Origin of the sequence: Pseudomonas sp. C 49-2 (genome assembly GCF_003970195.1) — a bacterium.
Classification (GTDB): domain Bacteria; phylum Pseudomonadota; class Gammaproteobacteria; order Pseudomonadales; family Pseudomonadaceae; genus Aquipseudomonas; species Aquipseudomonas canadensis.
The window spans coordinates 1-25,514 of sequence record NZ_RXYG01000022.1; the positions used below are offsets into that span (position 1 = coordinate 1).

Genomic DNA, 25,514 nt, shown 5'->3' on the forward strand with positions numbered 1-25,514 from the left:
ATCGCCACGCGCACTTCCGGGCCGACGCCACGGGCGATCAAGGCGTGGGCCAGGCGATTGGCCTGGCTGTCCAGCTCGCCATAGTTCAGGGTTTGCGCGTCGAATTTGACGGCGATCGCCTGCGGATTTTCCCTGGCGCGGTCAGCCACCAACTCATGCACAAGACGCTCGGCCGAGAAGCCAGCGTCAGTCTGGTTCCACAATCGCAGGATGTGCTGCCGCTCATCCTCGCCCAGCAGGTTCAATTGGCTGATGGGCTGCTGTTGATCGGCAACCATTGCCTGCAGCAGGTTCTGCCAATGGCTGGCCATGCGCGCGATGGTCGCCGGTGCAAACAGATCGGTGGCATAACTCAGCGATGCGCCGAGCTGGTTCCCGGACTCCTCGATGTCCAGGATCAGGTCGAAATGCGCGGCGGTTTCATCCCAGTTCACCGGGCTCATGTCCAGCTGCGCCAGGCGCTGCAAATGCTCGCCGGCCAGGCTGATGTGGTGGTTGAACGCGACCTGGAACAAGGGGCTCAAACTCAGGCTACGCTCGGGTTGCAGGGCCTCGACCAGTTGCTCGAACGGCAAATCCTGATGCGCCTGGGCTTCCAGCGCGCGCTGTTTGACCTGGGTCAATAGCTGCCGGACGGTGGTCTGCCCGTCGACATCGGCCTTGAGCACCTGGGTATTGACGAAGAAGCCAATCAGCCGCTCGGTTTCGACCCGGTTACGGTTGGCAATCGGCACACCGACACGAATGTCCTGCTGGCCGCTGTAGCGATGCAACAACGCCTGGTACGAAGCCAGCAGCACCATGAACAGTGTCACACCTTCGCGCTGGGCCAGGGCCTTGAGGCTTTCGACCAGCGCGGACGGCAGCGCAATATTCAGGCGTGCACCCCGATGGGTCGGCACCGCCGGACGCTGGTGATCGAACGGTAACTCCAGCACCGGCTGCTCACCGCCCAGCAGGTCACGCCAGTAATCGAGCTGGCGCGCTTTTTCCCCGGCCTCCATCCAGTCACGCTGCCATTTTGCGTAGTCGGCATATTGGATCGGCATCGCCGGCAATTGCAGCGCCTGGCCTTGACTGTAGGCGGCGTAGAGCTGCACCAGCTCGTCGACCATCACTTGCATGGACCAACCGTCGGAGATGATGTGGTGCTGCACCAGGACCAGCACATGCTCCTCTGCTGCCAGGCGCAGAAGATTCACACGCATCAGCGGCCCCTGGCGCAGGTCGAAAGGTCGAGCCACCAGCGCTTCGACCCTGGTCTTGAGCTGGGCCTCATCGGTGGGTTCTGACACCAGCTCGATCCGTGCCTGCGGGCTGACCACTTGTACCGTGCGGTCGGCCTCTTGCTGCAAGTGCGTGCGCAGGCTGTCATGGCGCGCTACCAGGGTATCGAAGGCACGTTGCAGGGCCACCTGGTCCAGCGGACCTTTCAAGCGCAGCGCACTGGGCACGTGATAGGCCGAACTGTGCGGGTCCAGCTGCCAGAGAAACCACTGACGCTCCTGGGCGTAGGACAGCAGCAAGGGTTGAGTACGGTCTACCGCTACCAGCGCCGGTGCCGACCCCTGGACGTCGCCCAGGCAGCTGACAAAGTCGCCAAGCACAGGCTGTTCAAACAACGTCTTGAGCGCGACTTCGATGCCCAGGCCGTGACGCACCCGAGACACCACCTGCGTGGCGAGCAGCGAATGACCACCCATTTCGAAGAAGTGATCGTTGAGCCCTACCCGCTCGGCGCCCAGCACCTGGGCCCAGATGGCAGCGATGCGTTGCTCCTTCTCAGTGACGGGCGCGACCCATTCGGCCAGCGAATGGCTGGCATCCGGCTTGGGCAGCGCGGCACGGTCGACCTTGCCGTTGGGGCTCAGAGGCAGGCGCTCCAGCACCAGTAGATGCGCCGGCACCATGTAGTCCGGCAGCTCCTCGCGCAGCACGGCCTTGAGTTGGGTGCGCAGTTCGGCTTGCCGGGATTCATCGAGCGCTTGAGTGGCCACGACGTAGCCCACCAACTGGTTGTCCGCGGCGATGACCAACGCCTCGCGCACACTGGCCTGGGCCAGCAGGCGCGCTTCGATTTCGCTCAGTTCGATGCGGAAACCACGGACCTTGACCTGGTGGTCGATACGGCCCACGTACTCGATCATGCCATCGGCACGGTAACGGGCCAGGTCACCGGTGCGGTACAGGCGACCAGCGCCGTCGGTGCAAAACGGATCGGGAATGAAGCGGTGGGCCGTCAGGTCCGGGCGATTGAAGTAACCCCGCGCCAACAGCGGGCCGCCGATGACCAGTTCGCCCGCCACACCTACCGGCACCGGGTTGAGGTTGGCGTCCAGCAGGTAGATGGCACGGCCATCCAGCACGCGGCCGATCGGCATCATCGACGGCAGGGCTTCACGGCCATCCACATAGGCAGCGCAGTCCAAGGCGGTGGCGGTTACCGTGGCTTCGGTGGGGCCATAGGTGTTGAGCAGGCGCACATGCTCCAGGCCCGCTGCCCGCCAGGCATTCAAGCCTTCCGGCGGCATGGCTTCGCCGCCGATGTGCAGTTGGCGCAGGCGTCCGTAGTCACGCGGCCCCCGGTCGGCAAAGTCGCGCACCAGCAGCAGCCAGTAGGCCGTGGTCAGGTCCACCACGGAAATATCGTGTTCGATCAGCTGTTGATAGAAGGTGTCGCTGTCCCACAAGTCGCCGCCACGTACCACCACCGCAGCGCCGCAGCACAGCGCCGGGTAGAGTTGCTCGACGAAGCCATCGAAATTAAAGGTGCCGAACTGCAGCACGCGGTCATGGGCTTGCAACGCAAACAACTCGGTGAAGACTTCCACATGCCGAGCCAGGGCGCCCAGATCGATGCCCACGCCTTTTGGCCGGCCGGTAGAACCGGAGGTGAACATCACGTAGGCCAGGTTGGCCGGCTGCGTGCTGGAAGACGGATTTTCGCTGCTGTAATCGACGAGCCAGTCGACCCCGGTTTCCAGGCAAACGAGGGTCAGATCCTCGCTGAGCGGCAACTGCTCCACCAACGGCTGCTGGGTCAGCAGCAGTTGCAGACCGCTGTCCTCGATCATGCACTGAAGGCGCTCGGCTGGGTATTTCGGGTCCAGCGGCACATAAGCGCCGCCGGCCTTGAGCACCGCCAGCAAGCCGACGATCATCTCCAGAGAGCGGTCCACCGCAACACCCACTAGGGTGTCGGCGCTGACGCCCAACTCGATCAGGCGATGGGCCAGTCGATTGGCGCGCAGGTTGAGGTCGGCATAGCTCATGCGTTGCTGATCGAGGATCAGTGCGATGTTTTCCGGGTTCAGCAGTGCTTGTTGTTCAAAACGCTGCAATACGCTGGCCTTGGCGGTTTGAGCAACACCCCGCGGGTTCCAGTCTTGCAGCACGCGGGTGTATTCGTGTTCCAGCAGCAACGGCACGGCGCCCAAGGCCTGTTCCGGCGCACTGGCGAATTGCTGTAGCAAGCCCTGCAGGTAGGCGCCGATGTGCTGCACCGCGTCGGCGGCAAACTCGGCTCGCAAGTATTCCAAGTGCAGGCTCAGGTGCTCGCCGCCCTGCACGGTGAGGGTCAATGGGTAATTGGTGCGCTCCTGATGGCTCACAGCACTGAAACGCAAGCCGCTCTCCCCCGGCTGCTCCAGGCTCTTGGCCACCGGGAAGTTTTCGAACACGACCAACGTGTCGAACAGCGCCTCACCGGCCGAGCCGGCCCAACGCTGGATGTCGAACAGCGGCGTGTGTTCGTGGTCACGCATTTCCAGGTTCAATGCCTGAACGCTACGCACCCAATCGCTGACGCTTTGCGCCGGGCTGGCGGCAGCAATCAGCGGCAAGGTGTTGATGAACAGGCCGACCTGCTGCTCGACATTCGCCAGCTGCGCCGGGCGCCCGGATACCGTGACCCCACAGGCGACGCTGGACTGACCCGTGTAGCGCTGCAACAGCAACAACCACGCCGATTGCACCAGGGTGTTGAGGGTCACTTGATGGGCACGGGCGAAAGCGGTCAGGCGCTGAGTCTGAATGGCATCCAACTCACACAGGAGTTCGCCGTATTCGGCACCCGTGTGCGCGGCGCTTTTGGCCACTGCACGTGCCAGGTGCGTCGGTTCTTCCAACTGCGCCAGGCGCTGGCGCCAGAACGCTTCGCCCACCGCAGGGTCCTGCTGTTGCAGCCAAGCAATATGCTGGGAAAACGCCGCGCCTACCGGCGGCAGCGCCTGGCCCTTGCAGGCTTGCAGCACTTCATTGAGGACCAGGGCATTACTCCAGCCATCCATCAGGATGTGGTGGCTGGTATAGATCAAGTGCCAGTGGTCTTCGCTCGTGCGGACCAGCGCCACCCGCAGCAACGGCGGGCTCGCCAGCTCGAAGCCCTGGCGATGGTGCTCGGCGGCCAGGCTATCGAGGGCCGCCGGCAGATTCGAACGGTCGCGCCAGTCGTATTCGATGAAGGGCAAGCTGACTTGGCGATGCACCACTTGCAGGGCCTGGCCCTGGTCGTCTTGCCAGACAAAGCCGGTGCGCAACATGTCATGCCGTGCCAGCACGTGCTCCCAGGCGCCTTGAAATGCTGCCACGTCCATCCCCTGCACGTCGGCGCGCAATTGGCTGACATAGACGTCATCCTCACCCTGCTGGTAGAGGCTGTGGAACAACATGCCCTGCTGCATGGGCGACAGTGGATACAGGTCTTGCACGCTCCGTGCAGGCAGTGCCAGGTCGTCCAGCTGGGCTTGGGTCAGGTGCGCCAGGCTTACATCGGCCGGTGTCAGGCCACCGTGCTGCGGGTCGATGCAATGCGCGATCAACGCCAGCAGTTCCTGCTGGTAATCGTCCGCGAGCTGCTGGATGGTTGCTCTGTCGAACATCTCGCGACTGAACCCCCATTGCAGGGCCAATTCGCCGCCATACACCTGCCCTTCTACCGTCAGCCAATTGGCCAGCGGCGCCTCCGGGTCCTGAGCCTGACCGCTGCCCTGGGTCGACGGAACGAACAGCGCCGACTCGTTGAATTGGCGGTCGAACTGGCCCAGGTAGTTGAAGGTGATGCGCGGCGCGGCCAGGCTCGATAGGGCTTCGCGGGCCTCAGGCGTTCCGAGGTAGCGCAGCAGGCCGTAGCCGATGCCCTTGTGCGGCACGGCGCGCAGTTGTTCCTTCACTGATTTGATTGCAGCCGACAGCTCGCCATCGGCTTGCAGGCGTACCGGGAACAGGCTGGTGAACCAGCCGACGGTGCGGCTCAGGTCGACGGTGTCGAACAGGTCTTCGCGGCCATGGCCTTCAAGCTGGATCAGCGCCGCGGGCTGTTCGCTCCAACGGCTGATGACGCGCGCCAGTGCGGTCAGCAGCAAGTCGTTGACCTGAGTGCGGTAGGCCGCTGGGGTGTCTTGCAGCAGTTGACGGGTCTGTTCGGCACTCAAGCGGATTTCGACTTTGCTGCCCAGGCGGTTTTGCAGACCGCCCTGGGGGTTATCGCACGGCAGATCGGCACTCGCAGTCTGGGCCTGCCAGTACGGCAGTTGGTCATCCAGCGTCTGCGCGTGGGCCTGCAACTGCTGCGCCCACCGCTGGTAGGCGCTGGTCTTGGCCGGCAATGCGACGTTGCGGTAAGCCTGTTGCAGGTCTTCGAGCAGGATGCGCCAGGACACGCCGTCCACCGCCAGGTGATGCACCACCAGCAACAAACGTTGAGCGCCATCGGCCATCGTGACTAAGGCCGCACGTAACAAAAGGCCCTGCCCAAGATCGAGACTGCGCTGGGCTTCGTCGCAGAGTGCGGCCAACTCAGCGTCGTCAGCGACCTGGGTTTGCCACAACCCGGGCGTTGTCACCGAATCGGCATGGGCTTGCTGCCAACCGCCAGCTTGTTGCACAAATCGCAGACGCAGGGCGTCGTGGTGGTTGATCAGTTGGGTCAAAGCGGCTTCAAGGCGCGCAGGCTCCAGGGTTTCCCGTGGCGTCAGCAGCAACGACTGGTTCCAATGCTGGCGCACCGCAATCGCCTGCTCGAAAAAGCTGCGTTGCACGGGCGTGAGGATCACTTCGCCGGTGACCGCCCCCTGGTCGATGACCATCGCCTGCTCGAAGCTTGCCACCAGTGCCAGGCTGCGCACGCTCTGGTACTGGAACAGGTCCCGTGGACTGAGGCGAATACCCGCCTGGCGCGCACGGCTGACTACCTGGATGGAGATGATCGAATCACCGCCCAGCTCGAAAAAGTTGTCTTCCAGGCCGATCTGCGCCACACCCAGTACATCGCTCCAGATCGCTGCCAAGGCTTTCTGCAGGTCGTTTTCCGGTGCGACATAGGCCTGCTGTGGCGCGGCGTCCGGCACTGGCAAGGCCTTGCGGTCGAGTTTGCCGTTGGCGGTTACCGGCAGCTTGGCCAGGTACACCAGATGGGTCGGCACCATGTATTCCGGCAGGCTGCTGAGCAGCCAGGCCTTGAGATCGACCGGCGCCTGGCCCTCCAGCACCAGGTAGGCCACCAGTTGCTTGCCGCCTTGCACCAACACCACGGCTTCGCGCACCGAGGGGTGTTGCATCAGGCGCGTCTCGATTTCGCCCAGCTCGATGCGCAGGCCGCGCAGCTTGACCTGATGATCGAGGCGGCCGAGGTATTCGATCACGCCATTGGCGCGCTGACGCACGCGGTCGCCCGTGCGGTACAGACGCGTGCCGTCACCGAAAGGACTGGGCACAAAACGTTCGGCAGTAAGTGCCGGACGTCGATGGTAACTACGAGCCAGACCAGTGCCGCCCAGGTACAGCTCGCCGCTGACGCCAGCGGGAACCGGATTGAGCTGGGCATCGAGCACGTAGGTGCCGAGGTTGGCGATAGGCCGGCCAATGGGCACGCTGTCGGCGCCTTCGTCGACACAGGTCCAGTGGGTCACGTCGATGGCTGCTTCGGTCGGCCCGTACAAATTGAACAAGCCCGCCTGAGGCAACTTGGCAAATACCTGCAATTGCGCATCCAGCGGCAAGGCTTCGCCACTGCACACGATGCGCTTGAGGCGGGTGCACGCTTGCACTCCCTGCTCATGGATAAACGCCTGGAGCATCGAGGGCACGAAGTGCAAGGTGGTAATGCCGTGGTGCCCAATCGTCTCGATCAGGCGCGCCGGTTCGCGATGCTCGCCGGGCGCTGCGACTACCAGGCGTGCGCCGGTCATCAGCGGCCAGAAGAACTCCCACACCGAAACGTCGAAGCTGAACGGGGTTTTCTGCAGGACCGCATCGCTGGCGTCCAGGCCATAGGCCTGCTGCATCCAGCACAGGCGGTTGACCAGCGCGCGATGGCTGTTGCCGGCGCCCTTGGGCTTGCCGGTGGAGCCCGAGGTGTAGATCACGTAGGCCAGGTTCAGCGCGTGAAGCGTAACGTTTACCGATTCGCGGCTGTAGCCATCGAGCCAGTCGGCGGGCTGGTCCAGGACAATCACCTGAATGCCCTCGGCAGGCAGCACTGGCAACAGGCTGTGCTGGCTGAGCAACAACTGAATGCCGCTGTCCTCGATCATGTAGGCCAGGCGTTCCTGGGGATACTCAGGGTCCAACGGAACGTAGGCGCCACCCGCCTTGAGAATGGCCAGCAGACCGACCACCATTTCGATGGAGCGCTCGATGCAGATCCCGACCAGCACGTCCGGACCTACACCCTTCTCGCGCAAGGCATGGGCCAGCTGGTTGGCGCGGGCATTGAGCTGGGCATAGGTCAGCGCTGTGGCGCCGAACAACAGCGCGGGCGCGTCGGGCGTGGCCTGCACCTGGTCTTCGATCAGGTGATGGATGCCGCGCTCGGTCGGGTAGGCCTCGGCGGTCTGGTTCCAGGTGTGGACCAGCACTTGCTGCTCATCCGCATCCAGCATCGGCAATTCACCGATGCGCTGCGTACCGTCGGCCACCATGGCCTGCAACAGACGCACCCAATGCCCGGCCATGCGCTCGATGGACGCCGCGTCGAACAGGTCATTGGCGTAGGTCAGCGCGGCGTACAGGGTGCCGGATTTTTCATAGGTATCGAGGGTCAGGTCAAACTGAGTGGTGCGGCCTTGCCACTCCACCAACGCCAGCTCCAGGCCGGAGGCCGTGCTGACGCTCGCAATGTCGGCCACCACCGGCTGATGGTTGTACATGACCTGGAACAACGGCGTATGGCTGAGGCTTCGCTCGACCTTGAGGGCCTCCACCAGGCGCTCGAACGGTAATTCCTGATGGGCCTGGGCGCCCAGTGCATGCTCCTTGATGCTTTGCAGCAGCTCAGAGACAAGGGTTTGCCCGCTCAGCTCGGTGCGCAGCACTTGGGTATTGACGAAAAAGCCGATCAGCCCTTCGACTTCAGTACGGTTACGGTTGGCGATTGGCACGCCGACGCGGATGTCGCCTTGCCCGGTATAGCGATGCAGCAGCACGTTGAACGCGCCGAGCAACAGCATGAACAGGGTAACGTTGTGTTTTTGCGCAACGCTGCGCAGTTGTGCAGCCAGCGCGGGTTCGATCGCGAAGTTATGGCGCGTGCCCTGGTAGCTCGGCATGGCCGGGCGTGGGCGATCCGTGGGCAGCTCCAGTACCGGGTGCTCATCGCCCAGGCGCACCTTCCAATACTCCAATTGTCGAGCCTGCTCACCCGCTTCCAACCAGCGACGTTGCCACAGGGCATAGTCGCTGTACTGGATCGGCAAGGCGGGCAGTTGCGGTATTTCATTGCGCTCATGGGCGTCGTAGCAGCGGATGAACTCCTCGATCAGCACGTTCATCGACCAACCATCGGAGACGATGTGGTGCAGGGTCAGCAGCAACACATGCTCCCGTGTGTCGAGCTTGAGCAATTGCACGCGCAGCAACGGGCCGTTTTCCAGGTCGAACGGCAGCAGCGATTGACGGATCGCGGCGTCGTTGACGGCCTGTTCGCGTTCGGCGGTAGCGAGGTGGCTGAAATCGACTTGCTCGACGGCCAATGACGTCGCCGTCGGCACTTGCAACAGGCGCTCGTCGGCCTGGCGCTGGAACACCGTGCGCAGGGTTTCATGCCGCGCGACCAGGCTCGCAAACGCTTGCTCCATCGCTTCCAGGCTCAACGTGCCTTTGAGGCGTACAGCACCGGGCAAGTTGTAGGCGCCACTGGCCGGGTCCAACTGCCAGAGAAACCACATGCGCTGCTGTGCATAGGACAGCGCCTGGCGATCCTCCGCCTCCACCCCTGCCGGAATCGGAAACCGGGAAAAATCCACACCTTCTTTCTGCAAGGCCTGCAGGAACAATTGGCGTTTTTCCAGGGGCAACCCGATAAACCGGCGAGCAAGTTTCAAGGAGTCTTCAGCATTCATTTCTTGGAGTCCGGAGCAATAGGCGGGAAGCACAAAGGCACGTCGTCCCTATAAAACGAACCGGACAGGGAAAAATTAGCGGGGAGTGGAAGGCGTGGAGCGGGGTGTCATCAAGGGTTACATCAATCTCGGCAGAGACACCCCAACCCGAGCTAGCATTGACGAACACCACTTTTTGCAACTACATTTAGTTACACGCAGGGAACGCCGTGTCCAAAAATGAAAAGCTGCTCGCCAAACTGCTCAATGAGCACATGGCATTTACCTGGCCTGAGCTCGTAACGCTGCTGCTACGGCTGGGCTACACACAGATTGAAGGGGCTGGAAGCCGGGTCAAGTTCGACATCGGCGACCCCAGTGCAATGATCACCTTGCACAAGCCTCACCCTGGCAACGAACTGAAACACTACATTCGGCGCCAGATCATTGAGCAATTGAGGTCAGGAGAACTGATTCAGTGAACAACCAACTGAAACACAAAGGCTACATCGGCTCTATCGAAGCCAGCGTCGAAGACAACTGCCTGTTCGGCAAGATCCTGTTCATCAAGGCGCTGGTGAGCTATGAAGGGAAAACCGTCGCTGAGCTGGACGCTGCATTTCGGGAGGCGGTGGATGACTACCTCGCCACTTGCCAGACCCTCGGGCAGCCCCCGGAGAAGCCCTGCAAGGGCTCCTTCAATGTCCGCGTCGGCCATGACTTGCACTTGGCGGCAGCCCTGGCGGCGACCCGCAAAAAAGTGACCCTCAATGACCTGACACGCCAGGCCTTGAATGAGTTTTTACAACATCATGGCAATGACGCATGCCCTGCGGTTAGCTGATTACCCCAACCGCCGATAACCCAACACTGCCGCCCCCAGCACCACTGCCCCCGCCGCCAACGCCACGTAGAACCCGCTGGTGGCGCCGAAGTGGTCGATCATCCAGCCGGAACTGGCAGCGCCAATGGCCACGCCGATGCTGAGGCCGGTGATCAGCCAGGTCATGCCTTCGGTCAGGCGGCTGGCGGGTACGATCCGCTCCACCAGGGCCATGGACACGATAAGGGTTGGAGCGAAGAACAACCCAGAGATAAAGATCGCCACGGCGAGCCCGGGAATGTTAGTTACCAGAAGCAACGGCAAGGTGGTCACAGCCGTAGCCACGCCACAGAACAGGAACTGCCGAGGCAACGACACCTTGAGCTTCAGGGTACCGAACGCCAGCCCTGCCAGGCACGAGCCAATGGCGTACACCGACAGCACGATACTCGCTGCCGCGGGTTGGCCCTGATGCTGGGCAAACGCGACGCTGACCACGTCCACCACGCCAACAATCACACCCATGGCCAGCAGCAGGATCATCAGGATCAGCACCGAGGGTGACGCAATCAGCCAGCGACCGTGGTGGCCCTGAAGTGCATGCACAGGCGGTTCGGTCTCACGCTGCAATACAAAGGTGGTGACACCCACCGCCAGCAACAACGCGGCGACCAGAGGCCCCGCCTCCGGAAACAACACCACGCTCAACCCGACCGAAATCGGCGGGCCGATAATGAAGCACACCTCGTCCAGCACCGACTCCAGGGCAAACGCGGTTTGCAGCTTGGGCCGGCCCCGGTACAACTCGGTCCAGCGCGCCCGCACCATGGCCGACATGTTGGGCATGCATCCGGCCAACGCGGCGAACAGGAACAGCAGCCAGTTCGGTGCTTGCAGACGAGTACACAGCAGCAACATCAACAACGCCCCGCCGCCAATCAATGCGGCAATCGGCAGCACTCGGCCTTGACTGTACTGGTCCACCAGCCGCGACACCTGCGGCGCACAAAACGCCGTCGCCAAGGCGAACACCGCCGCGACCGAGCCGGCCAGGCCATAGCCGCCATGTACCTGCGAGAGCATGGTGATCAAGCCGATCCCCGTCATCGATACCGGCATGCGCGCAAGCATGCCCGCCAGCACAAAAGCCCGGGCGCCAGGGACCTGGAACAACTCGGCGTAAGGGTTTGCCATCTTGCTCGACCTCTTCACGAATGCCCTGGAACTTGCTATTCACAAGAATCGAGGCAAAATACATACGGTGCGTATGTGACAAATCATGCTTAACGTACGCAGCGTATGTCAATCTTTCCCTTGCCGATTGTGAGCCCAACCATGAGCCGTGCCCGTGCCGAAATGATCGAAGACACCCGCGCCCGGCTGATCGCCAGCGCGCGTCAGGCTTTTGCTACACAAGGTTACGCGAATACATCGATGGACGACTTCACCGCCCGTGCCGGCCTGACCCGAGGGGCGCTGTACCATCACTTTGGAGATAAGAAAGGTTTGCTGGCCGCCGTGGTTGGCCAACTCGACAGCGAGATGGATGCTCGTTTGCAGCGCATTTCAGATGAAGCTGAAGCCCCCTGGAGCGGCTTTTGCGAACGTTGTCGTGCCTACTTGCGTATGGCACAGGACGACGAAATCCAGCGCATTGTGTTGCAGGATGCGCCGGCCGTCCTGGGCGACACCGGCGCCCAGCAACATTGCGTGGAGTCATTGCGCCAGTTGCTGGAGGCGCTGATGCAGACCGAGGCGATCCCCTGCGTCCCGAGCCTTGCACTGGCGCAACTGATCAACGGCAGCCTGGTCAGCACCGCGCTGTGGATCGCCCGGGATGAACACCCGGACGAGCGGCTCGAACAAGGCCTGCAAGGTCTTGAACTGCTGCTACGCGGCCTGAGCCTCACACCAACCGCTTGATCTGCTTGTGCCGCCACACCAACCGGTAATACGCAGTCTGCAAGGCCAGCATTGCCAAGTAGGTCACGGGGAACGCCATCCACACGCCTTCCAGGCCAAAATGCGCGTTGAACAGGTACGCCATCGGCAGTTCGACGCAGAGCACGCAGAAAATCGAGATCACCACCGGCATCAGCACCACGCCGCTGGCACGCATGATCCCGCCAACCACCGCCTGGAAGCCAAAAACCAAGATGCTCCACAGCATGATGTGCAGCAGGTGTTCAGCCTTGACCCGTGCCGCATCGTCGGTAATGAACAGCCCGAGCAACCAGTGGGACAACACATAGCCCAATACAATCAGGCCTCCGGTAAGGCACAGGTTGATCAACAAACCGGTGCGCAGAATCGGCCCGATACGCTCTAACCGCCCAGCACCAATCGCCTGCGCACCGAGGATCGAGGCAGTGATGGCGATCGACAACGCCGGGAACTGCACGTAGTTGACGATCTGCGTCACCGCGCCATACGCCGCCGTGGCCTGGGAGCCGTGGCCGTTGACCAGGGCGAGGATGACCAGTTCCGACAGTGACAGCACCACCATCTGCAGGCCGGTAGGCAAGCCGATGCGCAGGACTTTGCCGAGAATCACAGGTTCCAGGCGCAAGGCCGCGAGCAGTTCGCGGTCCGGCGCCATCACATGGTTTTTATGCCGAAGGCGCAAGATCAAAAACAGCATGGCCAACGCGTTGCCCACCAGCCCGGCATACACCGCGCTCTGGATGCCCATGGGCGGCAGGCCGATCCAGCCGCCAATCAGTGCCGGCGTGAGCAGCAGGCCGACCAGGGTCGACACCATCAGCGCCAGCAACGGCGAGATCGTGTCGCTGACGCCGCGCAGCAACTGGGTGTAGAGGATGAATACCAGCAACAACGGCATGATCAGCATCATCTTCTGGGCATAGCCAACCGCATCGTCCAGCACATCAACCGGCGTGCCCAACGCCTGCAGTGCTGGACGTGCGAACAGACTGCCCAGCACCGCCGCGGTCCCCCCCACCAGCGCCCCCAACGTCAGGGTTGCGCCAGTGATCACCTTGACCATCCCCGTTTCATGCGCTCCCCAGGCCTGGCCGATCAGCACCGAGGCGCCCGCCCCGAGGCCGATCACCAGGGCAATGAAGAAAAACACGATGGGAAACATGCCCGACACCGCCGCCAGCGCCTGGGTGCCGAGCATCTGCCCGACATAGATGCCGTTAAGCGTGCCGGAAAAACTTTGCAGGAAGTTGGACAGCACCATGGGTGCCAGAAAGATCAGGTAGATCTGCCACAACGGCCGTTGTTGAGTGACTTCCATGAGGGTAGGGATCCAGGAATGGTGATCAGACTGGGAACGCGTTGCGCGTCAGCCAGGCCAGGTAGGTTTGCACGTCCACCGGCCAGTGCGCGATCTTGCCGGAGAAGTCCGTTGCGTCAAACGCAAACAGCGCGCGCGAAGCCTCTTCGAAACCGGGCAGGTCGCCGCCGATGGCGCTCATGAAACGATACCCGGCCTCCTTGGCCTGGCGTATCTGATCACGGGAAGCATGGGCAGTGCGAGCTTCATCCACCAGCCGGCGCAACGCCGCCGATGCACCGCCGCGCTGCTGGCCCAGCCATTCCCAATGACGCGGCAATAACGTGACTTCGCGTGCGACCACGCCCAGTTTAGGGCGCCCGACCGAGGGTGCAGCAGGAGGCTCATCGGGTACTTCGGCCTGGAGCGGTTGTTCGGGCGCATAGCCTGCCGGCCAGGGGAAGTCGACTTGGAGGCCGGTGGCGTCATCGAATACCAGAAAGCTGCCCGCAGCGTGATCAAGACTGGCGAGTGTATCGGCAACGTCGGCGTAGGAACCCGTCGCTACACGCTGGTGGCCAACGAAGGCAGTGCACGTAGAAAGGTTTTGCGTAGGCATAGCTATTACCCGGATATTAATTGTTTTACCCGGATCATATTAGCCAAAGTTTTAGGAGATGCAAGGACTCTTGTGGTGAAACTCCCAACGGCTCACCCCTGTACGGCGAACGACTTCGGATAACGTAGGAATCCAGGTTTTATTCCATCAATTCGCTCGATGGCAGAGTCAGTAATTTCTGATTGGACGCGTGACGGGCCTATCGATAGATTCCCTAGCGAAGATAGCTTTTAGCCATCACTTTTAACTCCCCCTGAATATCGAGCTTTCCATGAAAAAACCTGTCTCGTTGGCGATGCGTATCGGACTGGGCTTTGCGTCCATTCTGTCGTTGCTGGTGCTGATCACCGCCGTCGGTATTCAACGCGTGGGTTTTATCGACAGCACACTCAAGGACGTGGCCGAAAAAGCCGCCGTGGTGCAGCGCTATGCGATCAACTTCCGTGGCAGCGTGCACAACCGCGCCATCGCCATTCGCGATGCGGTACTGGTCAAGGATGAATCGTCGCTCAGCCGCCACCTGGCCGAGATCGACCAGCTCAAGCGCGATTACCAAGACTCCGCAGTGATGATGGATCGACTGTTCGCCAACACCGTCGCAAGCGCTGCCAGCGCCGAAGAATCCCGTCTGTTGGCGGATATCAAAGCCATCGAGACCCAGGCCCTGGCCTCCACCGAGCGGGTGATCAGCCTGCGTCGCAGCAATGACATCGCCGGCGCCCAAGACTTGCTGCTGGCCCAGTCGTCGGCCCACTACACCGAATGGCTCAAGCGCGTGAATGCCCTGATCGACTTCGAAGAAGCCCAGATCAAGCAACGCCTGGACACCGTGCAAGTCGCCGCCGGTAACTTTGCCGTGCTGATGCTGCTGGCCAGCGCCGTGGCAATCATCTTGAGCGTCCTGGTGTCCTTGTTGATCATCCGCAAGGTCAAGGCCACCCTCGGCGCCGAGCCGGAGGACGTCGCCGAGGCGATCCGCCGCCTGGCCAATGGCGACTTGAACCAGCCCATCGAAACCCGCTACCCCGACAGCGTGATGGGTATTCTGAAAAACGCCCTGGCGCGCCTGGGCGACACCATCACCGAAGTGCGCTCGGCAGCCCAGGCCCTGCGTCACTCCTCGGTCACCCTGTTGTCAGTGGTCAGCGACAACCGTCAGCAGATCACCCTGCAGACCAGCGAGGCCCAGCATGTGGCCGCCGCGATTACGCAAATGGCGGCCTCGGTCAGCGAAGTTTCGGGCTACGCCTCTGCCGCGTCCAAGGCGACCATTCTGGCAGACGCAGAAGTCGAGAGCGGCCACCGCTTGGTGGGCGAAGTGACCGTGGCCATCGAGGAGCTGGCAACCATCCTTGACCAGGCCACCAGCCGGGTCAACCAAGTGTCCAGCGACAGTGAAAACATCGAAACCGTGATCGAAGTGATTAACGCCATCGCCGCACAAACCAACCTGCTGGCACTCAACGCGGCCATCGAAGCCGCGCGGGCGGGTGAACATGGCCGTGGCTTTGCGGTGGTGGCCGATGAAGTGCGGTCGCTGGCGACGCGCACCCAGGAGTCCACCCAGGAGATCCGCGACATGATCGGCAAGCTGCAAAGCGGCACCCAGGATGCCGCCGACATCATGCAACGCAGCCGCAGCCTGGCCCAGGTCACCGTGGCGCAGACCCGCGGCTCCCAGTTGGCATTGGGCAAGATCAGTCAGGAAGTGGGTGCGATCAATGCGATGAACGCGCAGATCGCCAGTGCTTCAGTGCAACAAAGCGCGGCGGCGGAAGAAGTCGCGCAGAACGTCACACGCATCCATAGCTCCACCGTGCAATCGGCGGCGGGCTCCGAGCAAGTGGAGCATTCCAATCAGGAACTGGCGGAGCTGGCGGATCGCTTGAGTACCAAGGTGGCGTTTTTCAACGTGGCCTAGGGGCCGCCGGCACCCTAGCCTCCCTCGGCCAGGCGACCTTCATGCTCGCCGGCCTGGAAGTGCGCCCCGAGCGCATGCGCAAGAACTTCGACATAACCCAGGACCTGATCGTCACCGAAGCCGTGATGCGACCGGAAAAGAGGATCAGCCCCGGCTGAGCCAACTGGGAGAAAGGGTCATAACTGGCAATGCAAGGCTGTAGATGCAGCCCACGGCATGAGCTGCATCTTAACCAGCACGCTCAACCAAGCAACTAGTTCGCCTGCTTCTCTTTGATTATGTGGTCGACATTGAGCCTATCAAACCTTTCATCTTCTGCGCCCCTGCCACCTTTACCATCAGTGCCGACATCAACTTCTTTCATCAGACCCGGACGACGGAGAAGTTCAGCCGCGAGTCGAGATTTATCAGTGGGAGGAGACGCCGCAGCCGCTTCTTTAAGACTATCGAAGCTGATGTAGTCATCTTTGCCCCAATACTGTTTGAATTTATCTTTAAGGGCCCCAAGCAAGTCCACGTCACTCATAGTTTCATAATTCGGTGCAGCAGGTTGGCGGGACACCCGCTCAATAGTATCGCGCCCAATCAACCCGTCACCTTTGTCAGCATCGTGGTCAGAATCCAGTTTGCTATTGACCTGCGGCCGACTGAGGATCTCGTTGGCCAACAGGGTCATCCGGTCGTCTACGGGGTTGCCAGTCAAAGGCTGACCTGCGACTTCACGAAGCGATTGCTGGGTTATCTTGCCATGCTCGTTGGGATTGAAGTAGTCAAAATTATTACCCAACTCCGTCGTTAAATCTGAGTCTTTGGCCTGTTTGAAATTATTCGCGACCTCAGCATTCTGCGGGCTCATGCCGTTCCCTGCCGGTTGATAATTGCGTGCACCGTAGTCGCCATATCCATTTTCAACACGACTGCGTTGCATGCCACCGTTATACCTTGCCGGTCCACCCTGCATGTCACCGTTATACCCTGCTGGTCCACCCTGCATGCCACCGTTATACCCTGCTGGTCCACCCTGCATGTACGCTGCCTCCTGAGCCTCGTACTCATAGACCGCCTGTTGCGCATCACCCTGGCTGATCAGACTATCTTCACGGCCGCCATGGTTGATACCATCGAGTAAGTTAATCATTCCTGGACGGCCAAGAATCTCCCTTGCCAGCATTGTCATTTGATCGTGAAACGGATCACCGATCAGCGGACGATTGGCAGCATGTTGAAGCGTTTCCTTCGTGACGAAACCGGATTTTCCCTGGAAATAAGGGAAGGCGTTGACAAAGTTTCGCGCAACTAACGAATTGGGGACTGGCCGAGAGACCTCCATTGAGTTACTCATTGCGGGCTGATAACCAAACCTGGCGCGACCTTCCGACGGGCAAGATTGCGGGTAGTAAGTTTGTGTGGGCTGACCGAAAGGAGTATTTATCATTAAAACACCTCAGATAGTTGATGCAATTAGGCTGACCAACGCCCAAGTCAGCGTTGAATCAACAGCCATCTGTGGCAGTTTGTAAAAGGACAGTTCCGTTAAACATGAACAAAAAAAATTATTTTCTGGATAACTAACACGCACCCAGAAAGTCTAGTACTGCCTAAGTAAGCGCCTGATCGTTACCCATTCCACACGCCAGCCGATGGTGCCGGCGATGAGGGATGACAGAGCATTGAATGGAACCTGTGTATGTGCAGTACGGCGGCCAGGTCGGTAACGTGGGCCGCCATCTGAACTACCCACCAAAGGTCTGCGAAGGCCTGCGCAACGTCGGATCAAACGGATTGATCCGCGGCCCGATCGCAGCCGCTTCACGCTTGAGCAACTCCACCACCATCGGCAAGCGGCTCGGCCCCAGCCGATCACTGATGGTTGCCACACTCAGCGCCGCCACTGCATGCCCGTCGCGATTGAGGATCGGCACCGCCAACCCCGCCATGCCTTCCAGCACCCCGGTATTGCGTGCCGCATACCCAAGATTGCGCACATTCTCAACTTCCGAGCGCAACAGCACTTCGTCATACAAGTGGAAGTCCTTGAGCCGTGGCAGGTTGTAGCGGATCACCGTCTCGCGCTCTTCCTCCGGCAAGAACGCCAGGATCGCCAGGCTGCCCTGCCCCACGCCCAATGCCACACGCCCGCCGATGTCCCCGGTGAAGGTACGGATCGGGTATGGACCTTCGCTGCGGTCCAGGCAGATCGCGTCGAAGCCTGAGCGCGCGAGCAAGAACAGCGAATCACCCAATGACGCACTCAGGCGCAACATGCTCGGCCGCACCAGATCACGCAGGTTGCCGGTCTTGCCCGCATTCGCCGCGAGAGCGAAGAACTCCAGGCTCAGGCGATAGCGCTTGCTGCGCGCGTCCTGCTCGACCATGCCTTCGTCCATCAGGCTGCGCAGCAGGCGGTGGGTGGTCGGCTGGGACAAGCCGACCTGTTGCGCGAGCTGGGTCACGCGTTCGCCGCCCTCTGGCACGTCACCCAGGGTGCGCAGCAGCGCGAACAGTCGAGACACCCCACCGGGGCCGACTTCTTTGGCGATTTCATTTCGATCAGTGGAATCCATAACAAACAATCTCTTACTAAATTCCGGTGAATGAATAAATATGAAAATAATACTCCATTCAGTGAAATACCATCTTCCGCCCATCCTAGTCTTCGTCCTAATCTGCGTCCACAGGGGCGACATGAACAACTAACGGCAGCCGACTCAAGATCGAGCGCCAACGCACCGGCAACACTTCATTCGCATCTGCCCAAAACAAAAAAGCGCGTTTCGACGCGACTCAAAAAAGGTGGAACGCAGACATGGCATTTCTCCAACTCAACGCCTTGAGCAAACGCTACGGCGCCGTCGATGCGGTGGTCGCCACCGACCTTGCGGTGGAAAAAGGCGAGTTCGTTTCCCTGCTCGGCCCGTCGGGCTGCGGCAAGACCACCACCCTGCAAATGATCGCCGGCTTCGTTGATGTGAGCGGCGGGCAGATCTTGCTCGACGGCCGCGATATCACCCATGCCAAGCCCGCCAGCCGTGGCCTGGGCGTGGTGTTCCAGAGCTACGCGCTGTTCCCGCACATGACGGTGCGCGACAACGTTGCCTTCGGCCTGAAGATGCGCAAAGTGCCGTCTGCGGAGATCGCCAGCAAGGTTAAGACGGTATTGGAACTGGTACGCCTGGCGCCGCACGCCGACCGATATCCACGTGAGCTGTCCGGCGGCCAGCGCCAACGTGTGGCCCTGGCCCGCGCCCTGGTGATCGAGCCACCGGTGTTGCTGCTGGATGAGCCGCTGTCCAACCTCGACGCCAACCTGCGTGAAGAAATGCAGTTCGAAATCCGCCGCATCCAGTGCGCCGTGGGCATCACCACCTTGATGGTCACCCACGACCAGGCCGAGGCGCTGTCCATCAGCGACCGCGTGGTGGTGATGCAGGCCGGGCGTGTGACCCAGATCGACGCGCCGTACAAGCTCTACGAACATCCGCGCACACGCTTCATCTCGGACTTTGTCGGCAAGGCCAACCTGTTGCCGGGAGACTACGACCCGTTGGGAAGCCCACAAGTGCGTCACGAAAGCGGTGACGGTGAGCTGACCCTGAGCCTGCGTCCGGAAAAAATCCAGTTGGTGGACGCTGGCAACGGCCGACTGCAAGGCAAGGTCCTCGACAGCTACTTTTTCGGCAGCCAATGGCTGTATCGCATCCACACTAGCCTTGGCGAAATCACCGTGGTGCGCAGCAATGACGGCAGCGCGCCGCTGAGTTGTGGTGCGGCGGTGGGTCTGGACTGGCAAGCCAGCCTGCTGCGCGTATTGGCAGCGGATGAGGTGCGCGCATGAGCCGGGGCTACCTGTTGTCGTTACCCGCGCTGGTGCTGTTTGTCGGGTTGCTGATTCTGCCGTTGGGCCTGACGCTGGTGTTGTCGTTCAACGTATTCGATTACCAAGTGGGCGTGAAGGCGGATGAATGGACCTTCGCGCATTACCTGTCGTTGTTCAGCGATGCGTACTTCTACGAAATCTTCTGGCGCACGTTTTGGATCAGCGCGCTGGTGACCCTGCTCTGCGTGGTGATCGGCGTGCCCGAGGCGTACATCCTCAGCCGCATGGGTGCACCATGGCGCTCGATTTTCCTGATCCTGATCCTCACGCCGCTGCTGATTTCGGTGGTGGTGCGCGCTTTTGGCTGGAGCCTGCTGCTCGGCGCGGACGGGCTGGTGAACCAAGTCATCCAATTCCTTGGCGGGCGCCCGGTGAAGCTGTTGTATACGCCGTTCGCGGTGATCATCGCCCTGGTGCACGTGATGCTGCCGTTCATGATCATCCCGGTGTGGACCTCCCTACAGAAACTCGACCCGTCGGCGGAACAGGCGGCGTTGTCCCTCGGCGCCAGCCAAACCACGGTAATGCGCAGGATTGTATTGCCGCAGGTGATGCCCGGCGTGCTGTCCGGCACGCTGATCGTGTTCGGCCTGGCCGCCAGTTCCTTTGCGATTCCCGGCCTGCTCGGCGGACGCCGCCTGAAAATGGTCGCGACCGTGGTGTACGACCAGTACCTCTCGGAACTCAACTGGCCCATGGGCGCGACCATCGCGGTGGTGCTGCTGTTGGTCAATCTGCTGATCATGCTGAGTTGGAACCGCATGGTCGAAGGCCGCTACAAAAAGTCCCTGGGGGTTTAAGCGCATGTCCAGAAACGGTCCTTTGGCCCTGGGTTTCCATACCCTGGTGGTGCTGTTCATGATGGCTCCGCTGGTGGTGGTATGCCTGGTGGCGTTCACACCGGAAAACACCTTGAGCCTGCCCACATCGGGCTTCTCCCTGCGCTGGTTCCGTGCGGTGTTCGAGCGCGCTGACTTTATCCAGGCGTTCTACAACAGCCTGATCCTGGCGTTTACCGCCGCGAGCCTGGCGACCTTGATTGCGGTGCCGGCCGCCTTGGCGATCAGTCGCTATCAGTTTCCGGGGCGCAATTTTTTCAGTGCGCTGTTCCTGTCACCGATCATCATTCCGCACCTGGTGCTCGGCGTGGCGATGTTGCGCCTGTTCGCACTGATGGGCGTGAACGGCAGCTTCACCTGGCTGATGCTGGCTCACGTGGTGATCATCACGCCGTATGTACTGCGCCTGGTGTTGGCCGCGGCGATTGGAATTGATCGCAGCGCCGAGCAGGCCGCCGAGTCCCTGGGCGCCAGTCGCTTTACGTTGTTTCGCCAGATCACCCTGCCGATGATCCTGCCGGGGGTGGCGGGCGGTTGGTTGCTGGCGTTCATCAACAGTTTCGATGAGGTGACGTTGTCGATCTTCGTCAGCTCGCCAGCGACCCAGACCCTGCCGGTGCGCATGTATGTGTATGCCACCGAATCCATCGACCCGATGATGGCGGCGGTGTCGGCGCTGGTGATTGCACTCACGGCGGCCACCATGATCCTGTTGGACCGGGTCTACGGCCTGGACCGCGTGCTGGTGGGGAAACATTGATGGCCCTGTTCAAACGCCTGGCCGAAACCCAACGCCCTGCCCTGGCCTTCACCCTGGATGGGCAACCCGCCAGCGGTTTGCTCGGTGACACCTTGTTGACCGCCGTGCTGACCTGCGCCGAACACCTGCGCGGCAGTGATTTCAGCGCCGAACGACGGGCCGGTTTCTGCCTGATGGGCGCGTGCCAGGATTGTTGGGTGCGACTTGAAGACGGGCGTCGCGTGCGCGCCTGTTCGACGCTATTGGAAGAAGGCCAGGTCATCCGCCGCGATCCGGGGCGCCAGTCATGAAGCCTGTGGTGATTGTGGGCGCAGGCCCGGCCGGGATCAGCGCGGCGCGCACGTTGCTCGACCATGGAGTCAGACCTTGCCTGGTGGATGAAAGCCTGCGCGGTGGCGGGCAGATTTATCGGCGTCAGCCACAGGGATTTCAACGCACCGCCAAGCAGCTTTACGGATTTGAAGCACGCAAGGCCGAGGCCGTGCACCGCACAATGGATGAGCTGGCACCGCTGATCGACTACCGCCCGGAAACCCTGGTGTGGAATGCCGAGGACGGGCGCCTGGATATGCTCAACAACGGCCGCGCAGAAAGCATCGAGTACGCGCAACTCATCGTCGCCACAGGCGCCACTGACCGCATCCTGCCCGTACCGGGCTGGACCCTGCCGGGCGTGTACAGCCTTGGCGCGGCGCAAATCGCTTTGAAGTACCAGGGCTGCGCCATCGGTGAGCGCGTGGCGTTTTGTGGCAGCGGGCCGTTGCTCTATCTGGTCGCCTATCAATACGCCAAGGCTGGGGCCAAAGTGGTGGCGGTGCTCGACAGCGCGCCGTTCAGTGCCCAATGCCGTGCATTGCCAGCGTTGCTCGGACAACCGACGACCTTGGCCAAAGGCTTGTATTACCGCGCCTGGCTGACGGCCCATGGGATTCCCGTGCATCAGGGCGTCACGCTTAAACAGATCGACGGAACGCAACGGGTCAGCGGCATTCAATGGGGTGATCAGACCCTGCCGTGCGACGCAGTGGCTTTCGCCCATGCCCTGCGCAGCGAGACCCAACTGGCGGACTTGCTTGGCTGTGAATTCACCTGGAATGCCCTTAACCGCGCGTGGCTGCCACAACGGGACAGCGCCGGACGCAGCAGCGTCAACGGCGTGTACCTGGCGGGCGATGGGGCCGGGATCATGGGCGCGGACGCCGCGCAAATGGCCGGTGAACGTGCAGCGCTGGCGGTGCTCGAGGACTCGGGTGTTGCCATCGATCAGCGCCGCCCTGCTGTGCTGGAGCAACAATTGGCGGCCATCCAACGCTTTCGTCATGGTTTGGAAACCGCGTTCCCTTTTCCGGAGAACTGGGCAGTCGAAGCCCCAGATAAATTGATCCTCTGTCGCTGCGAAGAAGTCAGCGTCGGCGACGTGCGCGCGGTGGTGGATGAGGGCCACTGGGAGATCAATCGCGTCAAGGCCCACTGTCGCGTCGGCATGGGCCGCTGCCAAGGCCGGATGTGCGGGTTGGCGGCGGCGGAAATTGTCGCCGAGCGCAGTCGCCGGGCCATCGAAAACGTCGGCCGCTTGCGGGGCCAGGCACCAATCAAGCCGCTGCCGTTTGGCGTGGAGGTGCAGCCGTGATTGATGTCATCGTATTGGGCGGCGGGATTGTCGGCGCGTCGGCCGCGTTGATGCTGGCGCAGAAAGGCCAGCGCGTGGCGCTGGTGGAGCGGGATTTCTGCGGCTCACACTCCAGCGGCGTCAACTACGGCGGCGTGCGGCGCCAGGGTCGGCCCTTGCACCAGTTGCCACTGTCGCAGCGTGCCCACCAACTGTGGGCAGACTTGCCGGGATTAATCGGTATCGACGGCGAATACGTGCGTTCCGGGCATTTGAAACTGGCGCGCAGTCACGCAGATTTCGGCGCCTTACAAGCGTATGCCGAGCAGACACAAGGATTTGACTTGGGTTTGCAGTTGCTGGATTACGCCGAGCTGCGCGCGCGATTCCCCTGGGTCGGTGACATCGCCGTCGGTGCCTCGCTGTGCCCGGAAGACGGCCACGCCAACCCCCGCCTGGTGTCGCCCGCCTTTGCCCGCGCGGCGAAACAACGCGGCGCTCACCTGTATGAACAGTCGCTGGTCACGCGTATCGAGCATGACGGCCAGGACTTCCAGGTGCACTGCGCCAACGGTCTGCATCTGCAAGCACCGTGGCTGCTCAACTGCGCCGGGGCGTGGGCAGGTGCGGTGGCCGAACAGTTTGGCGAAGCGGTGCCTATGACCTCGGCACACCCGGCGATGCTGGTCACTGAGCCCTTGCCGGTGGTGATGGACGTGAGCACGGGCGTCGAAGGCGGCGGGATCTATGCGCGACAGGTTGCCCGGGGCAATTGCATCCTCGGCGGCGGTCGCGGCTTTGCCCTTGGCCCGCAGCAAGCGCGACCAGGGCAAGCCGCGGTGCTGGAGATTCTGCGCAATGCCGGCGAGCTTTACCCGTTTCTCAAGGGTGCCCAGGCCATCCGCACCTGGAGTGGCACCGAAGGTTACCTCCCCGATCATGAACCGGTGATCGGCCCCAGCAGCACCCAACCCGGCTTGCTCCACGGTTTCGGCTTTGCCGGCGCCGGGTTCCAGCTCGGTCCCGCCGTCGGTGAAGCCCTGGCAGAGATCGTCTGCACCGGTGCCAGCCGCCAACCTATCGAAGCGTTTTCCATCCGTCGTTTCCAAGCCTGAGAGGAAAAACATCCATGAACCCACGTATTGCGCTGTCCTGCTTGTCCCTCGCCCTGCTCGCCTCAACGGCGCACGCCGCGCCCACGCTGTACCTGGGCATGAACGGCGGCACCATGGAACGGGTCTACGCCGACAAGGTGCTGCCCGCGTTCGAAAAGGCCAATAACGTCAAGGTGGTGATCGTACCCGGCACCTCGTCGGACATCCTTGCCAAGGTCCAGGCCAACAAAGACAACCCGCAGATGCACGTGATGTTCCTTGACGACGGCATCATGTACCGCGCGATTTCCATGGGGTTGTGCGACAAGCTGGCGCCAAGCCCGACCCTGGAGCAGATCCCTGCCAAGGCGAAGATCAAGGAACAAGCCGTGGCCGTGACCCTCGGCGTCACCGGCCTGGGCTACAACGCCAAGATGTTCAAGGAAAAAGGCTGGGCCGCGCCCACCTCCTGGATGGACCTGGCCGACCCGCGTTTCAAGGACAAAGTGGTGTTCCAGTCCCTGGCCTCCTCCACCTTCGGCCTGCATGGCTTCCTGATGTTCAACCGCATCCAGGGCGGTGACGAAACCAACGTAGACCCGGGCTTCAAGGCCTGGCCAAAAACCGTCGGCCCCAACGTGCTGGAATACATCGCCAGCTCCGCGAAGATCTCCGAAATGGTGCAGACCGACGAAGCCGCAATCTTCCCGCTCACCCCGACCCAAGTCGCCACCCAGAAACTGCTCGGCGTGCCCATGGAATATGCGCAACCCAAGGAGGGTGCGGTGGTGCTGAACGTGGCTGAGTGTGTGATTGCCCGCAACGACCAGCCGGAACTGGCGCAGAAGCTCGCCGCGTTTTTGCTGACCGCCGAAGCCCAGGCCCCGGCGCTGGAAGAAGGCGACCAGATCCCGTCTAACCCGGCCACGCCGACCACCGACAAGACCCGCGCCCGGGTAGAAGCGATGCAAGGTTATTTGCAGACCGCTATTTCGATTGATTGGGACCAGGTCAACCAGGCGCGGCCGGAGTGGAATGCGCGGTGGAGTCGGTCGATCGAGCGATAAAAAAGTTATAACCGCGTCTGGCGCAGACCCCGTTGGCGCTGGGCGCTGCCTATCGCGGCCAGTGAGCCCCACCACATCCTTGTTTTGAACAAGAGTGGCTTGTCGCAGCTCGACTTGGGCGAACCTCTTTGGCAAATCCCCCCCGGCCCGGCAATCGCCGGATCGGCATTGATGGAAGCAAACAGCCGACACAGATTTATATTGCCTTCAATGCACTCACGAGTAGTGAGATGAGTGCCGGGGAAACATTCTTGAATATGCCAACTGCCATTCCTTTACTCCCGAACGCATAAGAGCGCAGAGCGTAAAGACTCAATATCCCGCAACAACGTAGGAGGTTTCCCTTT

The 25,514-nt window shown here is 61.6% G+C and carries 17 protein-coding genes and 1 pseudogene; 12 read left to right on the top strand and 6 right to left on the bottom strand.

Annotated features, from left to right (window positions below; all coding sequences use genetic code 11):
• Positions 1–9,338 (bottom strand): non-ribosomal peptide synthetase (locus tag EJ576_RS27540; RefSeq protein ID WP_126571593.1); only part of this gene is annotated, 9,338 nt, incomplete at its 3' end.
• Between the two features lie 209 nt (positions 9,339–9,547).
• On the opposite strand from EJ576_RS27540, the gene EJ576_RS27545 reads away from it, so the two are divergent.
• Both EJ576_RS27545 and EJ576_RS27550 read left to right on the top strand, forming a co-directional pair.
• A complete protein-coding gene (locus EJ576_RS27545; RefSeq protein WP_122684445.1) occupies positions 9,548–9,799 on the top strand; it encodes a type II toxin-antitoxin system HicA family toxin in 252 nt (83 codons plus the stop codon).
• The gene (locus EJ576_RS27550; protein WP_123476659.1) at positions 9,796–10,161 is read left to right on the top strand and encodes a type II toxin-antitoxin system HicB family antitoxin; all 366 of its coding nucleotides are present in this window, start codon (positions 9,796–9,798) and stop codon (positions 10,159–10,161) included. The genes EJ576_RS27545 and EJ576_RS27550 overlap by 4 nt, the downstream gene beginning before the upstream one ends.
• Here the strand turns inward: EJ576_RS27550 and EJ576_RS27555 are convergent, their stop codons facing one another.
• The gene (locus EJ576_RS27555; protein WP_126571594.1) at positions 10,162–11,334 is read right to left on the bottom strand and encodes an MFS transporter; all 1,173 of its coding nucleotides are present in this window, start codon (positions 11,332–11,334) and stop codon (positions 10,162–10,164) included.
• Between the two features lie 141 nt (positions 11,335–11,475).
• Here EJ576_RS27555 and EJ576_RS27560 point away from each other — a divergent pair, with 141 nt between their 5' ends.
• The gene (locus tag EJ576_RS27560; RefSeq protein ID WP_126571595.1) at positions 11,476–12,063 is read left to right on the top strand and encodes a TetR/AcrR family transcriptional regulator; all 588 of its coding nucleotides are present in this window, start codon (positions 11,476–11,478) and stop codon (positions 12,061–12,063) included.
• On the opposite strand, the gene EJ576_RS27565 is transcribed toward EJ576_RS27560, so the two are convergent.
• Together EJ576_RS27565 and EJ576_RS27570 are read right to left on the bottom strand one after the other, a co-directional pair.
• Positions 12,047–13,402, bottom strand: coding sequence for an MATE family efflux transporter (locus EJ576_RS27565; RefSeq protein ID WP_126571596.1), 1,356 nt, complete (start codon positions 13,400–13,402; stop codon positions 12,047–12,049). The genes EJ576_RS27560 and EJ576_RS27565 overlap by 17 nt on opposite strands.
• 25 nt (positions 13,403–13,427) lie before the next feature.
• A complete protein-coding gene (locus EJ576_RS27570) occupies positions 13,428–14,000 on the bottom strand; it encodes a DUF2239 family protein (protein ID WP_123476653.1) in 573 nt (190 codons plus the stop codon).
• A gap of 295 nt (positions 14,001–14,295) precedes the next feature.
• On the opposite strand from EJ576_RS27570, the pseudogene EJ576_RS30355 reads away from it, so the two are divergent.
• Positions 14,296–14,796, top strand: a pseudogene (locus tag EJ576_RS30355) (MCP four helix bundle domain-containing protein); the annotation flags it as partial.
• Positions 14,797–15,213: 417 nt separating this feature from the next.
• Positions 15,214–15,921, top strand: coding sequence for a methyl-accepting chemotaxis protein (locus tag EJ576_RS30360; RefSeq protein ID WP_371923959.1), 708 nt, complete (start codon positions 15,214–15,216; stop codon positions 15,919–15,921).
• A 253-nt stretch (positions 15,922–16,174) separates the two neighbouring features.
• On the opposite strand, the gene EJ576_RS27580 is transcribed toward EJ576_RS30360, so the two are convergent.
• Both EJ576_RS27580 and EJ576_RS27585 read right to left on the bottom strand, forming a co-directional pair.
• Positions 16,175–17,251, bottom strand: coding sequence for a hypothetical protein (locus EJ576_RS27580; RefSeq protein WP_122726250.1), 1,077 nt, complete (start codon positions 17,249–17,251; stop codon positions 16,175–16,177).
• A gap of 403 nt (positions 17,252–17,654) precedes the next feature.
• A complete protein-coding gene (locus EJ576_RS27585) occupies positions 17,655–18,485 on the bottom strand; it encodes an IclR family transcriptional regulator (protein ID WP_122726252.1) in 831 nt (276 codons plus the stop codon).
• A 242-nt stretch (positions 18,486–18,727) separates the two neighbouring features.
• Between EJ576_RS27585 and EJ576_RS27590 the strand changes: the two genes are divergently transcribed.
• From EJ576_RS27590 to EJ576_RS27620, 7 genes are read left to right on the top strand one after another with little or no spacing between them, the layout of a single operon-like run.
• Positions 18,728–19,756, top strand: coding sequence for an ABC transporter ATP-binding protein (locus EJ576_RS27590; RefSeq protein ID WP_126571597.1), 1,029 nt, complete (start codon positions 18,728–18,730; stop codon positions 19,754–19,756).
• Positions 19,753–20,598 (top strand): ABC transporter permease, encoded by an 846-nt coding sequence (locus EJ576_RS27595; RefSeq protein WP_126571598.1) that lies wholly within the window; start codon positions 19,753–19,755, stop codon positions 20,596–20,598. Before EJ576_RS27590 ends, EJ576_RS27595 begins: the two co-directional genes overlap by 4 nt.
• A 4-nt stretch (positions 20,599–20,602) precedes the next feature.
• Positions 20,603–21,397, top strand: a complete 795-nt coding sequence (locus EJ576_RS27600; protein ID WP_028619822.1) for an ABC transporter permease — start codon at positions 20,603–20,605, stop codon at positions 21,395–21,397.
• Positions 21,397–21,687 carry a (2Fe-2S)-binding protein gene (locus tag EJ576_RS27605; RefSeq protein WP_122726256.1) on the top strand — a complete coding sequence of 97 codons (291 nt, stop codon included), beginning with the start codon at positions 21,397–21,399 and terminating at the stop codon, positions 21,685–21,687. The genes EJ576_RS27600 and EJ576_RS27605 overlap by 1 nt, the downstream gene beginning before the upstream one ends.
• A complete protein-coding gene (locus tag EJ576_RS27610; RefSeq protein WP_126571599.1) occupies positions 21,684–23,027 on the top strand; it encodes an NAD(P)/FAD-dependent oxidoreductase in 1,344 nt (447 codons plus the stop codon). Before EJ576_RS27605 ends, EJ576_RS27610 begins: the two co-directional genes overlap by 4 nt.
• Positions 23,024–24,121, top strand: a complete 1,098-nt coding sequence (locus EJ576_RS27615) for an FAD-binding oxidoreductase (protein ID WP_126571600.1) — start codon at positions 23,024–23,026, stop codon at positions 24,119–24,121. Before EJ576_RS27610 ends, EJ576_RS27615 begins: the two co-directional genes overlap by 4 nt.
• 14 nt (positions 24,122–24,135) lie before the next feature.
• Positions 24,136–25,167 (top strand): ABC transporter substrate-binding protein, encoded by a 1,032-nt coding sequence (locus EJ576_RS27620; protein ID WP_123476635.1) that lies wholly within the window; start codon positions 24,136–24,138, stop codon positions 25,165–25,167.
• Positions 25,168–25,514: the final 347 nt, after the last annotated feature.